Origin of the sequence: Belliella calami, from assembly GCF_022549695.1 — a bacterium.
GTDB lineage: Bacteria > Bacteroidota > Bacteroidia > Cytophagales > Cyclobacteriaceae > Belliella > Belliella calami.
Map to the genome: position 1 here is coordinate 230009 of NZ_JAKZGS010000001.1, position 12293 is coordinate 242301.

General features: G+C 32.9%; 13 protein-coding genes. All 13 read right to left on the reverse strand.

Annotated features, from left to right (window positions below):
• Positions 1 to 4: 4 nt before the first annotated feature.
• Positions 5 to 892 (reverse strand): glycosyltransferase family 2 protein, encoded by an 888-nt coding sequence (locus MM236_RS00865; RefSeq protein ID WP_241273032.1) that lies wholly within the window; start codon positions 890 to 892, stop codon positions 5 to 7.
• On the reverse strand, positions 879 to 1793 hold the full coding sequence (locus tag MM236_RS00870) for a glycosyltransferase family 2 protein (RefSeq protein ID WP_241273033.1): 915 nt from the start codon (positions 1791 to 1793) through the stop codon (positions 879 to 881). Before MM236_RS00870 ends, MM236_RS00865 begins: the two co-directional genes overlap by 14 nt.
• Positions 1786 to 2919 (reverse strand): glycosyltransferase family 2 protein, encoded by a 1134-nt coding sequence (locus tag MM236_RS00875; RefSeq protein WP_241273034.1) that lies wholly within the window; start codon positions 2917 to 2919, stop codon positions 1786 to 1788. The genes MM236_RS00870 and MM236_RS00875 overlap by 8 nt, the downstream gene beginning before the upstream one ends.
• The gene (locus MM236_RS00880; protein ID WP_255742181.1) at positions 2903 to 3625 is read right to left on the reverse strand and encodes a glycosyltransferase family 32 protein; all 723 of its coding nucleotides are present in this window, start codon (positions 3623 to 3625) and stop codon (positions 2903 to 2905) included. Before MM236_RS00880 ends, MM236_RS00875 begins: the two co-directional genes overlap by 17 nt.
• Positions 3626 to 3628: 3 nt before the next feature.
• Positions 3629 to 4513, reverse strand: coding sequence for a glycosyltransferase family 2 protein (locus MM236_RS00885; protein WP_241273036.1), 885 nt, complete (start codon positions 4511 to 4513; stop codon positions 3629 to 3631).
• Between the two features lie 114 nt (positions 4514 to 4627).
• Positions 4628 to 5761, reverse strand: coding sequence for a polysaccharide pyruvyl transferase family protein (locus MM236_RS00890; RefSeq protein ID WP_241273037.1), 1134 nt, complete (start codon positions 5759 to 5761; stop codon positions 4628 to 4630).
• The gene (locus MM236_RS19830) at positions 5749 to 6987 is read right to left on the reverse strand and encodes an ABC transporter ATP-binding protein (protein ID WP_241273038.1); all 1239 of its coding nucleotides are present in this window, start codon (positions 6985 to 6987) and stop codon (positions 5749 to 5751) included. Before MM236_RS19830 ends, MM236_RS00890 begins: the two co-directional genes overlap by 13 nt.
• Positions 6988 to 6992: 5 nt before the next feature.
• Complete coding sequence (locus MM236_RS00900; RefSeq protein ID WP_241273039.1) at positions 6993 to 7811, reverse strand: hypothetical protein; 819 nt, start codon at positions 7809 to 7811, stop codon at positions 6993 to 6995.
• Positions 7811 to 8602, reverse strand: coding sequence for an FkbM family methyltransferase (locus tag MM236_RS00905; protein WP_241273040.1), 792 nt, complete (start codon positions 8600 to 8602; stop codon positions 7811 to 7813). The genes MM236_RS00900 and MM236_RS00905 overlap by 1 nt, the downstream gene beginning before the upstream one ends.
• A gap of 178 nt (positions 8603 to 8780) precedes the next feature.
• Entirely contained in the window at positions 8781 to 9725 is a 945-nt protein-coding gene (locus tag MM236_RS19740) for a GNAT family N-acetyltransferase (protein ID WP_241273041.1), read from the reverse strand.
• Positions 9726 to 9736: 11 nt separating this feature from the next.
• On the reverse strand, positions 9737 to 10576 hold the full coding sequence (locus tag MM236_RS00915; RefSeq protein ID WP_241273042.1) for an FkbM family methyltransferase: 840 nt from the start codon (positions 10574 to 10576) through the stop codon (positions 9737 to 9739).
• Between the two features lie 9 nt (positions 10577 to 10585).
• Positions 10586 to 10990, reverse strand: a complete 405-nt coding sequence (locus MM236_RS00920) for a sugar 3,4-ketoisomerase (RefSeq protein WP_241273043.1) — start codon at positions 10988 to 10990, stop codon at positions 10586 to 10588.
• Positions 10991 to 11642: 652 nt separating this feature from the next.
• Positions 11643 to 12149 (reverse strand): winged helix-turn-helix domain-containing protein, encoded by a 507-nt coding sequence (locus MM236_RS00925; protein WP_241273044.1) that lies wholly within the window; start codon positions 12147 to 12149, stop codon positions 11643 to 11645.
• Between the last annotated feature and the right edge of the window lie 144 nt (positions 12150 to 12293).

A 12293-nucleotide genomic window follows, 5' to 3' on the forward strand; every position in this document is an offset into this window, starting at 1 on the left:
AAAATCAAATTGACTTTAAAGGGTAAAAAAAATTGGACAAAAAAGAACTTTTTGAAACAATCCAACGGCTTAGAGAACTAATTCTTCTGGGGTTCAATCTATATGCCTTCCAAAAACATTTTGAGGCCTGACTATATTTACCAAATCTTAAAAAGCAAACGCCAGCTACTTGTAAGTATGATGAATAAGTAATAGAGTTTTTTTTAAAATATTCACTATGCTTCTCAAGTAAAATTAAATTTGAATTGAGAATTTCTTTAAGGTTGGAGCTTAGGCCAGATTTATTACCTACAAAATGTAAAAGTGATGTGTATTCTACAAATCCATATGAATACTTTCTAATATGTAATCTCAAAAACAAATCAGTATTCTCTCCATAATGTAAGTTCGGGTCATAGCTTCCTACGGAAAAAAACAACTCCTTTTTAATACAAAAAGCTCCTGGTAAATAAACTCCTTTTGGCATATCATTTTTGTCACAAGGATAATTCTTATGCATTTTCTTAATTTCCCAACTTTTCTTTTCTTCAGAGATCAACTTTACCCAAGAAAAAACAACATCAAAACTTGTTGTTTTTATTTTTTTGCGGAAATGATAAATACTCTCTTTAGCTAATCGATCATCTGAATCAAGAAATATTAAATAATCGCCTTTTGATATTTTTGCTCCATGATTTCTTGCCTCAGATACGCCTTTGTTTTTTTGGAAATAATAAGAAACGCGACTATCCATTAAAAATTCTTCTACCATTTCCTTGGTATTGTCTTCACTCCCATCGTCCACTACAATCAATTCCCAATCCTCAAAGGACTGATCCAAGACACTTTTTATTGAATTAGGCAACACGTGTGCACGATTGTAAGTAGGTATAATCACACTAATCAATGGCATAAGCTTTTCTTATCTTTTCCAAGAAGCTCTTTTTACTAAAAAAATTAAATGAATAAGAACTGTAAAAATAAACCCTTCTTATCCAATGATTTACAAACCGCTTACTTTGTAACCTAATAACTCTTGAGTATAAATCAACAATTTCAAATGTTTGTAGATTTTCTAAACCTATATTATCAATTTGTACTGCAATCATTTTCAAATGGCTTTTCCAATTTCTTTTTATAATATTATTCTTAGAATGTCTTCTGATAACAGCTACCGGATTTTCCCATTCTGATGCCTCAAAACACCCTCTTCTTAATAATCTATTCCACAACTCTGAATCTTCGTGTAGTTTTAATCTAGTATCAAAAAGCTTATCTTTAACCAAAAACTCCTTACGAATGGTAATGGAGTTGGTATGAAATAAAACATTCCTAGCTTCAGTTTTTATTTTATAAAACTCCATAGGCTCTGAACATCTCCCCCATTTATCTTTTGGGTTGAATGTAATACCATACCTCAAATCATTGTTTCCAACATGCTCTTCTAAAATAGTAGTAGAATATACAGCATCTATTGAATCTATAGTTTCAAAAATCTGTTTGTCTTTTTTAAATCTATGGGGCAAGTACCAATCATCCGCATCCAAGAATGCTATATATTTTGACTCTGCTTCCATTATCCCTAAATTTCTACTGGCACTAATACCTTTGTTTTTCTCATCAAAATGCTGAAACACCTTTATCTTGTTATACATTTTCTTCAATTCCAAACAAACTTCTAGGCTATTGTCTGGAGACCCATCTTCAACCAAGATTATTTCAGCTACTTCAAGTAAATGTACAGCAGACTCTACAGCTTGTTCTACAAACTCAGCGACATTATAGATGGGTATAATCACCGAAACCTTAAACATTATATATGCTAAAAGTATTTAGTACTTTACCTAAGTACTTGCCAAATTTCAAATGATTCTTTTTTTTAAATTGAGGTTCAAAAACTATTTGTATTAACTTGACAACATCATTACATGAATAGCCAATATTCTTAAAAAAACACTCAAAGCTTGGCAAAACTTTTACGAAGAGATATTGAATATTTTCACTATCTAAAAAGTACTTAAAGGATAGTTGAGAATTCATTATTGCGAACTCTTTAACCTCAAATTCCCATTCCCATTTCCCATGTTCTTCTTCATACCATTTGAGAGCATCTTCCACATTCCCTTGATACAAAAGTACACCTAAGCATTTGATGAATTGATTTTTTATTAATTGAGAAGTATCCCAATTCAAATCTTGATTAAACATTGATTCAGAAGAAATTCTAAAATCTTTTTTCACAGATCTTTGAATTACTTTACTTAATGAAGTATACATCACCTTTGCATTCCTACTCATACTATCCGTAATATATCTATAGCCTACCAAATCTATCGGTATTGATTTAATCTTAGCACCTAGTTTCCCTGCTCTAACCCAGTAATCCCAATCTTCACAACTTTTCAATGAAATGTCAAATCCACCTAACTGATCTGCAATTGACTTTTTAATTAAAATAGAATGACAAGCTCCAATGTTTTCTTTGACCACATTCGGATAAAGCAAACCATCATTGGATGGTAAGTGTGTATGATACCTTTTACCTCTATCTAAAGACCAATATGAGTAGCCACATCGATACAATTCAAAGTCAGGAAACTGATTAATTACTTTTGAATAATTCTTAAAAAAGTCTATCTCAAGCCAATCATCTGCATCCAAAAAAACTATAAAATCACCATTTGCATACTTTAAACCTGTATTACGGGTAGCAGAAAGTCCTTGATTTGGTTGAGAATAAATTTTTATTCTATTATCTTTTTTAATAAATGAAGACATTACTAAGTCGAAATTGTCTGTACTACCATCATTTATGACGAGTATTTCTAAATTTCTATAATCTTGATTTATTACTGAATTCAAGCTATCACTTAAAAAATGAGCTTGATTGTAGCACGGAATGATTACGCAAAATTTATAAAATTCAGTTGTCTTGGGCATATTTTAAAAAAGACTTTGGAATATAGTATTTCGAAATCCAGTACTTTAGCTTTTTGGTGAGTTGATTTAAGTAATTCCCTTTACTTGACGAGTGCCAGGAAGCACTCCATAAATGAACAGCTATTGTTTCTTCTTCTATAAAATTATTCCAATGGAAATTCCTCAACTTGTATGGTAATGGATAAAAATATATTTTATCTAAAACACATAGTTGATTATTGTCTCCCCCCAAAGATTCGATCATTTTCGAATAAATCTCATTCATAACTTGAGGAATTAAAATTCTTTTTTCTCCAAAAGTAAGATTTGAATAAAATTGTAATCCTTTTTCCAAAAATAAAGTATTTGATTCTGACCCAATAACTGCTGCATTTAAAAATTTTGGTGTTTCTTTTCCTACAAAGACCATCTTTTCTAAAAGATTTTCAGGAAAAGGTTTTAAAAGCAACATATCTGTATCCATATAAATCCCTCCCTCTTGCTGCAAAGCATAAAGCCTGGCTACATCTGAAACAAAAGCATATTTACCTAATTTATAAGCCTCACTAGTAAACTCACAATAATTAACATCAAAATTATTTTCATTCCACAACTTAATCTGAAAATCAGGACAATATTTTTTCCACGAAGCCATACATCGTTTTTCCAAAGGAGACATTTCACCTTTTCCAAACCAGCAGAAATGGATTATTTTGGGGATTGACATTACCTATTTAAAGTATACTTTAAGCAAAAAAGAAAGCGGTAAATATTTAAACGAATAAAAAACACCTTGAATGATATCTAAGCGTGCTTGTTTTTTCCACATTTGAAGAAGCCACAAGTAATTTGCATGATATTCAAAATTAAGACTTAAGCTATCATTTAAAATTTTAGCAATTTTTGTATTTTCAATTATCATAAGCCATTGATTTGACTTATGTTTATTTGTAGCTGAATTACTATGCCTCCTAATGTAATTCAAAGGTTCTGAAATGTAAGCTACCTTCCCCTTTTTTAACAACTGCCCCCAAAAAAACCAATCTCCTGCATATCTATAATTTGCTGGTATAATTATATCTTCAACGACATCTTTTTTAAAAATAGCTGAACTCACATTCACTATTGGACATTTAAACCTCCCGTAATTATTTAAAAGAACTTTTCCTTCGAGAATAAAATTCTCATTCCAAATGAAAGGTGAGAGATTGTCCCACCAATCATTGAGAACTTTGTTATTTTGTGATTCTCTAAAAACAAAACTTCTAGTGTGTGCTACAATCACATCTTCATCTGAAAAACATGGCACTAATCTCAAAAGAAAATTCTCATCTGAAACATCATCACCTTCAGCAATCCAAATTAAATCACCTTTCGCCAACTCAAAACCTTCCTTCCATCTACCAAATGGACTTTTTGAGTTTAGGTTGGTTTTTATACAGGCAGATACTTTGGAATGATTTTCATATTTTTTAATAACCTCCCAACTATTATCACTAGAAAAATCATCTAAAATTATGACTTCAAACTCTTGATATTTTTGCTCAAAAATAGAAAACAGTCTCTCTTCTATAAAATGCTGTTGATTATATACTGGGACTATAATTGAAACCATTTAAAAACCACATTTAACGTGTCTCCTCAATAAAGTTAAAATTACAAAATATGAAAGATTTAGATAAATTCAAGACACATGAAAGTATATTCACAAAAGTGGTATTTTCTATATCTAACCATTAATTAATTTATTCATTTCATGAAAATTGTCCAATATTAAAGCCTTTTGCCTTTTAACTTCATCAACTACCATTTGACACGGACCTCTATCGTAAAACTCTATAAATTTAAAATCAAAAGGATTTTTATCTAAATTATTTAAATCCCAATCTTTAATATATTCTTTTAACTTATAGGATGAACTTATACATAAATACGGTACATTATAAGTAAAAGAAGTTATTATACCATGAAGACTAGTACCAATAAAGCACTCAGCACCACTTATGATTTTGATGATACCAAAAACAGACATTTCTTTGCGATAAACAACGTTTTGCATATCACATAAAATATCATGACTTTTAAGTTTCTGTAAAGCTATAAAATCCTCGTGACCATTCGCATATCCAATAGGTAAAAGGATTATTTTCTTTTTGACATTTCTATTAGCTATTATAAATAGTTGCTCGGCCAGAACATCAATTATTTCACTACTCAAATTATGACATTGAAACACCAAATAATTTTCTGCTAAACTCTTTTTAAAATAATTTGAAATCAGCATAGCTGAATCAGGAACTAATTTACTATTTATGTTATTTTCAACACCAAACTCGTACAATCTTGAAGATCTAACTGAAAACAAGTCTACTCCAAAGAGGTTTTTTATCAGTTCACTTTTCCTCCCCAAGGAATAAACAGTTCCTCCAACTGAACTATATATTATTTGGTTATTTCTCTGCAAGGGTAAAGAAATAACATAGGGGTATCTGCTTCTAAATATTTTATTAAATATCGAATTAAAATAGACATCATACTTTTTTCTATATTTTGGTTCAAAAAACATTCTGAAAGCTTTCCAGTTATGAAAAAATAAAATTAACCATCCTGCACCTATAACATGTCCTCCTGCAATTATTACAGTTTGGTTTCGCTTAAATAAGAGTTTAAATAATAGCCTGATAATAGATTTTGTTCTTACTCCTCCATATCCTTCATAATTATAATTCCTAATACTATAAAACTTATAATTATATGATTCACCCAATTCATTCCGTAAAATTATTGGAAATAATAAATCCCCATAATTATATCTATCAAAAGCGCCAATCACATTTATTACTTTCTTATTTACATCTCCCATTCCGCCTTAATTAAAATATTACCTTGGTAGTTTGAGTCAAACATATGTCCTGTATTGAAATAATCTCCTGGTTTAACATCTAACTTTCCAACAGAATAAAACTCTCTGAACTTTGTTCCTTGTTGGTACAAAGTAACCACAATATCATAAACCCCTTGTATTAAAACTAGATTTTCTAAAGACACTTTTATTTCTTTCAAATTCATTAAACTAAATAACTCACCAGTTTGATAAAAACTATTCAAAGTGAAAATCCTTTGTGAATTTTTATTGAATCCTAAAGCTAAGCTAAGTCCTACATAATTAAACTCTGATTTCAAAATTATACTCATATTTAAACTACTACCTGATTTAATAATAGAATTCTCAAACAATAATTGTAATAAAACACCATCTTTCTCAATATGTAAATTTTCAAAGTAATTATTAGTATTTAAATAGTTTCCAATTCCATAAGAAACTTGGCCATTGTACTTTAAACCCCCATCCTCAACCAAAAGGATTTTTGAACAAATATTTTCAACAGCAACCATATTGTGACTTACAAACAAAACCGTTCTACCCTGATTCTTACTCACATCTTCCATTTTTCCCAAGCACTTCTGTTGGAATTCGTAATCTCCTACCGCAAGTACCTCGTCGATAATCAAAATCTCAGGGTTTAAATGCGCTGCCACAGAAAATCCCAGTCGAACTTTCATCCCTGAGGAATAAAACTTGACAGGTGTATCGATAAATTTCTCCACTCCTGAAAAGTCGATAATTTCATCTAGCTTGATATCGATCTCACGCTTGGTCATTCCCAAGATCGTCCCATTCATATAGATATTTTCCCGACCTGATAGCTCGGGGTGGAAACCTGTCCCCACTTCCAATAGGGACGCTACCCTGCCATGCATTTCAATTCTGCCTGTAGTAGGTTCTGTGATTTGGGAAAGGATTTTAAGCAAAGTGGATTTACCAGCTCCATTTTTTCCAATGATACCCAAGACTTCTCCTTGTTGCACTTCGAAGTTGATATCCTTAAGTGCCCAGAAAACAGATTCCTCCTGACCTTCCGAAAAGGATTGTTCATGTTTAAACTTACTTAGACTCCTTAATTTTTTAAAATTATCATAAGGTGATTTGAAGATATTACTCAACTGTCCAATCAAGGTTTTTGCTTGCTTTTCCTTCAAGCCTAAGCGGTATCGCTTGGATAGGTTTTCGACTTTGATGATTGCCATTTATATTATTTTGAAAATAAATTATCAAATACCATTAATGCTTCATTCTTTGAATAAAGTCCTGCATTAACACTAGGCCAATAGCGTACATCTTCTCTTCTAACTATTGAATTCAACTTATTAAATTTCATTGGAACACGATTAAAACTATTAGACAAACATCCAAAAACCCTATGCCAACCATCACCAGGCCTAACTTTTACTTGATCATTTGCTACGAAAATTTTTCCTTTTATCAGTTTGCTATTTTCAATCAATCCATATTTCTTGATAGAATTGTATATCCCTACCAGCCTTTTTAATTCAAGTTCAACTAATTCATCGACCAAAGGACCAAAGGATTTATGACCAAAATCTATTTTATAATTTTCAAACCCATATTTTTTTGTTTCATTAACCATCATATTAAAATTTCTTTCAAATGCGGACTCTGGGCTAACAGCTTCCCATGGCTCAACGTAATACCAAGGTGACAAAAAATGCCAATCTTTATATGGAGTTATCCCAATCCTATCAGCAACATTCTCAAATTGACATTTTGAATAATATTCTTTAAATGATTCAAGAGCCTTTGAAAAACCTCCATTTTCATATTGATCAATTGCTGTTTTCCAAAACCCTTCAAAAAAATCTAAATCTAAAAGGTTTTGTAGATCAACATCAACTATAAAACAATCTGTCTTTGATCTATACCAAGCTTCTAAAGGGCAGTTTAATTTAAACTTCAGTTCTCTAAAATCAGTTGTCGAATTAAATTCAAATGGATAGCCTTTTAATATTTGAATTCCATTTTTCGATAACAGATTTTTAATTATTTTTTTCATTAGACAATTTTCAAGGTATTATTTTCTTTAAACACCGCCAAGAAATTCGACAAAACAAAATTCTCCATACTTTTCTCGTACTTCCCAAATTCAACCCATTTGGGGTAAATTTTCCCAATGCTATAACCATATCCCTCCAGTAGCTGAAAGTAATCTTTCAATAAAAACCCTGAATCAATGCACATATCTCCATACTCAAACTGTATGATTTTGATTCTTTTTTCAGATAACATTCTAGTGAATCCTTTGAGTACTTTATGCTCAGCGCCTTCAGTATCGATTTTCAAAAAATCTATGTTTTCAATCCCATTTTCCAGACAATAATCATCGCCTTTGACACACTTAATGCTGACTTTTTTGGCCTCTTTTCCAAGTTGGTTATCATAAATCGAACTGAAATAAGAACCTTTTGGATAGAAGTTGAACTCAATAATTTCTTCTTCTTCTGAAAGAGCCAAATTATTCGTTCTGATAAGTTTGTTTGATTTGGTATTCTCTAGAAGCTTTTGATATGTTTCCTCCACTGGCTCAAATGCGTGGATAATGCAGTCACTTTTGAGTCCACTTACAGTTTTTGACCAATTCCCAACATTCGCCCCCACATCAAATATTACCTTGATTTGCTGCTCTCTTAAATCTTCCCAAATCGCATATTCGCCACTGAGATTATTGTCATTATTCTTATTCTCCAAAGCATGCAAAACAGTCCGAGAAACCTTCTTCAAAAACCCTCCAAACCAGTTTCTTCGCTGTAAAGTAATCCAATAAAAAATGCTCTTCTTTAAATTCAAAATCCTTATAATTAGTTAATTTGGTTGATTAAGTTATTGATTGATTAAGTGATCAGTTGGCTTTTTATTTGTATTTTCTAAACTCCTAAACCCTAATCCACTAAACATCTTTTGGTGATTATGTTATTAGAAATTAATCAATTACTCTTTAATTCTTACCTCTCCAAAGATCCTTATCTCAAATATCAATATACCAAGCCTTGGAACAATAGCCCACCGCTCCCCAGCTTTCTTTCCATTTAACCAATCCTTTGTTGGCTTGACCAGTTTTAGGATCTGTAGAAATCCCCATGGAAAGGAATTTGAAATTTGAGGAAGCTTGTTGAATGATATCTTGGTAAAGCAAGTCCACTGCTCTGAATTTTCTTCCTACTGGGGATGAAGCTGTATATTGGACATGAATGACTTGACCATGGGCATAGGTGACAGCCCCCGCCATCATCTCTTCATCTCTATAAACTACATGAAGTTCAATGTTAGAAGGAAACCTATTTGCAAGTAGGACAATTTCTTCTAGTGAATGTGTTGGCTTGGCATTATGACGATCCTGTAAGTTTGGTATCAACAAGTTTTCCCAAAAACCTTTATAATCATTGGATAATCTCATATTTAGGTTGTTGGCTTGAGCTAATTTGATTCCCCATCTTTTCCCACGGTCTTGGATTTTTGTGGGAAGTGAGAGTGTATGGTAGATCTTATCATCACATTCATTGAAAGACGCTTTTTTTGCAGCAATCTGAAAATTATCAAAAGCAATTTTACTAGTCCAATAAAATTCAGGTGCTCCGGTAATTTTTATCCTTGTGATGCCTTTTAATTCATAGTGTTTTTTGAGCGCATCAAAGATGCGTAATATGTATTGGACTTCTAAAACCTGACAAAAAATCAAACCTCCAAAAGTCAACCCACTATGACTTATCACTTTATAATCAGAAGATGTTGCTGGAAAAACAGCTACCAACTGAGTATCTAAGTAGATCATGACAGAATCATCGTGGAAACGATCTTGATGATAATCCATATAACTCCTGAAGTGAATCAAAGAGGCATTGAAGCTTTGGGAAATCATTTCATCCCAAGTTTCCTGATCCATTTGTTGGTATGGTCGAATTTCTAATTTCACTCCTTTGGTATTCAGGCCTCAGCCTCTTTTTTATATTCAAAATAGAGATTCTTCAAAATCCATCCTTCCAACTGATATCCTCTATCTAGCATATAAGGCAATATGCTGTTGTCACTATTATTTGATAAACCCCAAGTCTCATCCTCTATAATAACCCATTTCGGCTTAAAATTTTCCCAATCCATACCTTCCAGAACTTCTCTATCATGTTCTTCTGCATCTATGATGAGAAGATCAAAATATTTTGGCACTTGATGTTTGGCAAATATTTTAGCCAAGGTAGTAGTCTTCATTATCGTTTCATTTACTTCCAATCCATCTTTCCTGTATTGATTGACTACTTTTTGGTCTATTGAAGAAAGCACATCGTTTTGTACAAAGTAAAACGGTCTCGTATTTTCTTCATTTGATATGAGGGCAGTGATTACAATGTCGTTTGGTCTTAGGCGATTATGGATTTTATTAAATTTTGGATTTGCGTCAATACATATACCTTTCCAACCTTTCCTATAAAGGCTATATGTATTGGACAAAAATTTGGGATGATTGGAACCTACTTCAACATAAAACCCTTCTTCGGTAATTTTGGGTGACAAAAGAGCTTCTATAATCCGATCTTCGCCTGTAAATGCAAATGAATACTTCAAGCTCCTTCCTAACAACACTCTATTGAAAGCAGAAAATATGACAGAAATGCTATGGAAAAATGAAAATACAGGATGTTTAAAAGTGAAAAACTGTTTGAATGAGAACCTCACTTCTTTGATAACTACACCATACAAGGAAAACCATGCCCGATGAAATGCCGAACCGTACAAGTAAGGGAAAAGGAATTTGGGAACTTTAGGCAAAGTCAATTTTCATTTAAGTCTTAGAAATTCTTCATAATCTTTGATATAATCCGATGAATCATAAACTTCGGAACAGAATACAATACAAATGGCATCATGGGAAAAAGAGTGGACACTTCTCCAAATTTTCTCGGGAAGGTAAAGCCCCTCATTATTTTTATCCAATGTAAAAACTTGCTGTTGTTCACCATCATCAACAGTTACTTGGAATGAACCTTGGATAGCTACCATCAGCTGTTGGTTTTTGATATTTGCATGGTTACCCCTTTTCTCATCAGCTCCAACACCAATCAAATAGTAAATTCTCCGCATAGGAAAAGGTATCTCAGTTTCAAAACCAGCAGCGATCAACTTCCCAGAATTCATTTCAATTGTAGGAAAAGAGATGTATTTACATAGAGATATTTTAGACATAATTAAGATTCAAAATCCTTATAATTAGTTGATTAAGTTATTGGTTGATTAAGTGAACCGTTGGCTTTTTATTTGTCTTTTTCTAAACTCCTAAACCCTAATCCACTAAACTTTCTTGGGGATAAGTAAATTTGGTTAATAAGTTATTAGGGATTCGAAGATTGAGGGAATGGTTGAAAGTATGATTTTTTGGCTAAAGCCTTGTTTGCATTTTGGCTTTTGAATTTCCTCCAGCTAAAGCAGGATTCAATTCATATGAAGGGATTTTTTGCAAAACCAATAAGACTCCTTGAATTGGGATGGTGCTTTAGCCCATCCATTATGAAATCAGCATATATCGAGTCGGCTTTAGCCAAAGGAGTTGTGTTGATTTTTATAGAGACTTTTTGTTTCAATTATAGAAATTCAACCCCTTCGGGGTTGGTTTTAAATCTTTATATTCTTCTCTATGTTCCCCGGGTTGAAACCCGGGGCTATTCAATGTTTAACCCCTATCGGGGTTTTGTCTCTTGCTTCTTTTCTCATATTTCTCTGTCTATCGCTTCTCGCTTCTCGTCTTCCCGATAGTCAACGGGACAGGCTTAGCTTCTCTTTTGCTTTCTCCAAACCCCTTAGCGTTCCTTTGCTTCTCTGCGCCTTTTGCAAGAGCCCTCTAGCCACCGAATATCATGATTCCCTTTACTTCCTCTAGTTCTTCTTCCTGTAGGTGGACGATGACTTTTCTTTGGAGTTTTTCGTAGGTTTTGTCTTTGAGGAAATCCAGGTATTTAAGATCGAGGTTTTTGCCGATCAGGAGGACTTCTATTTCTCCAGTGTCTTTTCCATGGGCATAATCACCTACGATATAGGCTTTTTCTACTGCACCCATGCGTCTGACTATTTTTTCCATGAGTTCGTCCAGCCCTAGGAATTTGGAGACCATGTTGCTGATTTCCTCGAAGAAAGGATGGGATTTGTTGGCTCGATAGACTTTGGTTTTTCCTTCGTCTTCGGTGTTGAGCAATCCTGCTTCCGTCAGCCTATTGAGCTCTACCCTGACAGAGTTTGTTGACTCGTCAAATTCCTTAGCCAAAGAGCGCAAGTATCCTGAATTGTTGTGCGAAAAAAACTTCAAAAGCAGTTTGATTCGGGTTTTGGAAGTAACGATGGAGGAGAGCAATTGATTGGGGATTGGCGATTGGTTGATTGGGGGTTAGGGATTAGTTATTAAGTGATCAGGTGATTAGAGGGGTAGATGTTAAGGGTTAAGCGTTAAGGGTTAAATCGTTAAGCGTTAAAACGTTGAACCATTAACGTTGAACAT

Excerpts from the sequence above, each read along its gene's own strand:
- MM236_RS00865 (WP_241273032.1), bottom strand. The coding sequence starts at position 892 with ATGCCATTGATTAGTGTGATTATACCTACTTACAATCGTGCACACGTG.
- MM236_RS00870 (WP_241273033.1), bottom strand. The coding sequence starts at position 1,793 with ATGTTTAAGGTTTCGGTGATTATACCCATCTATAATGTCGCTGAGTTT.
- MM236_RS00875 (WP_241273034.1), bottom strand. The coding sequence starts at position 2,919 with ATGCCCAAGACAACTGAATTTTATAAATTTTGCGTAATCATTCCGTGC.
- MM236_RS00880 (WP_255742181.1), bottom strand. The coding sequence starts at position 3,625 with ATGTCAATCCCCAAAATAATCCATTTCTGCTGGTTTGGAAAAGGTGAA.
- MM236_RS00885 (WP_241273036.1), bottom strand. The coding sequence starts at position 4,513 with ATGGTTTCAATTATAGTCCCAGTATATAATCAACAGCATTTTATAGAA.
- MM236_RS00890 (WP_241273037.1), bottom strand. The coding sequence starts at position 5,761 with ATGGGAGATGTAAATAAGAAAGTAATAAATGTGATTGGCGCTTTTGAT.
- MM236_RS19830 (WP_241273038.1), bottom strand. The coding sequence starts at position 6,987 with ATGGCAATCATCAAAGTCGAAAACCTATCCAAGCGATACCGCTTAGGC.
- MM236_RS00900 (WP_241273039.1), bottom strand. The coding sequence starts at position 7,811 with ATGAAAAAAATAATTAAAAATCTGTTATCGAAAAATGGAATTCAAATA.
- MM236_RS00920 (WP_241273043.1), bottom strand. The coding sequence starts at position 10,990 with ATGTCTAAAATATCTCTATGTAAATACATCTCTTTTCCTACAATTGAA.